The organism is Stenotrophomonas rhizophila (genome assembly GCF_020857975.1).
GTDB lineage: Bacteria > Pseudomonadota > Gammaproteobacteria > Xanthomonadales > Xanthomonadaceae > Stenotrophomonas > Stenotrophomonas rhizophila_C.
Window position 1 is genome coordinate 1 of record NZ_JACWUO010000048.1, and the last position, 1159, is coordinate 1159.

General features: G+C 61.6%; 1 protein-coding gene. It reads left to right on the forward strand.

Annotated features, from left to right (window positions below):
* Window positions 1-229 precede the first annotated feature (229 nt).
* Window positions 230-1144, forward strand: coding sequence for an IS110 family transposase (locus tag IC535_RS18715; RefSeq protein WP_228887740.1), 915 nt, complete (start codon window positions 230-232; stop codon window positions 1142-1144).
* The last annotated feature ends 15 nt before the right edge of the window (window positions 1145-1159 follow it).

Below are 1159 nucleotides of genomic sequence, written 5' to 3' on the forward strand. Positions count from 1 at the left end.
CATCCACGCATGGCGTGGATCTTATCTCTTGCCGATCTGGCATTTTAGGTGCCGAGAGCCCGGCGTGGGCGACCGTGTGGATCTAGGTCTTGCGACCGCTCGGTAGCTTGGGTCCCCACGCCGGTTTCTCCCTGATCCGCCCGAACAGTTGATCGAGTTGGCGCTCGGACTGATAAGACTGGGCAAGCGGGGGGAGCTCTCGACCCTGTCAGCCTAGCGGAGTTCTGCCATGTTTGGGATCGGGATCGATGTAAGTCAGGCCACGCTGGATGTGGCCGTCCATGAACAGGCGTTTGGCCAATTCAGCAACGACAAGCGTGGTTTTGCTCAGTTGATCCGATGGCTGAAACAATGGTCCATCAAACAGGTCGTTCTGGAAGCCAGCGGCGGGTACGAGCGTGCCGCACTGGAGGCTTTGCACGAGGCTGGGCTTCCGATGGTCCGCATCAATCCAGCTCGGGCACGCCGCTTCGCCCAAGCCACCGGACGTGCCGCCAAAACAGATCGGCTCGATGCAGCCGTGCTAGCGCAGATGGCCCACCTTCTGCCGCTTACTCGCTACGTGCCGCCGGCGCCTTGGCAGCGGCGTTTGGCCGAATTTGCCCAGTGCCGCCGTCATCTGGTACAGATGCGCGTCAGCGAGATGCAGCGCTTGCGACAGCTGACCGATCCAGTCCTGATCACGATCAAGCAGCGCCATCTTGCCCAGCTGTCTGAAGACCTTAAGCAGCTGGACAAGGCCATTGCCGAACAGCTCGCCGCGCAGCCCGGCTGGAAGAACATCGGAACACTCAAAGGCGCCGGGCCGGTCCTGGTCAGTACCCTGGCCTGTGAACTTCCCGAGCTGGGAACCCTCAGCAGCAAAGCCATTGCCTCGCTGGTCGGCTTGGCGCCGATGAACAGAGAAAGCGGCACTTGGCACGGGCCACGGAAGATATCCGGAGGCCGTGCGGTGGTCCGGGAGGCGCTTTACATGGCGGCGCTAACCGCCATCCGTTACGAGCCAAGGCTGCGCGACTTTTACGCCACCCTGAAAGCCAAAGGCAAGGCCAGCAAGGTGGTGCTGGTAGCGGTCATGCGCAAGATGCTCGTCATCCTCAACGCCCGCAAACGGGACGCCGAAGTGGCCCTGACAGGCATCTGACAAGACAGTTGCTAC

Coding starts and splice junctions, on each gene's coding strand:
- IC535_RS18715 (WP_228887740.1), top strand. CDS start 230: ATGTTTGGGATCGGGATCGATGTAAGTCAGGCCACGCTGGATGTGGCC.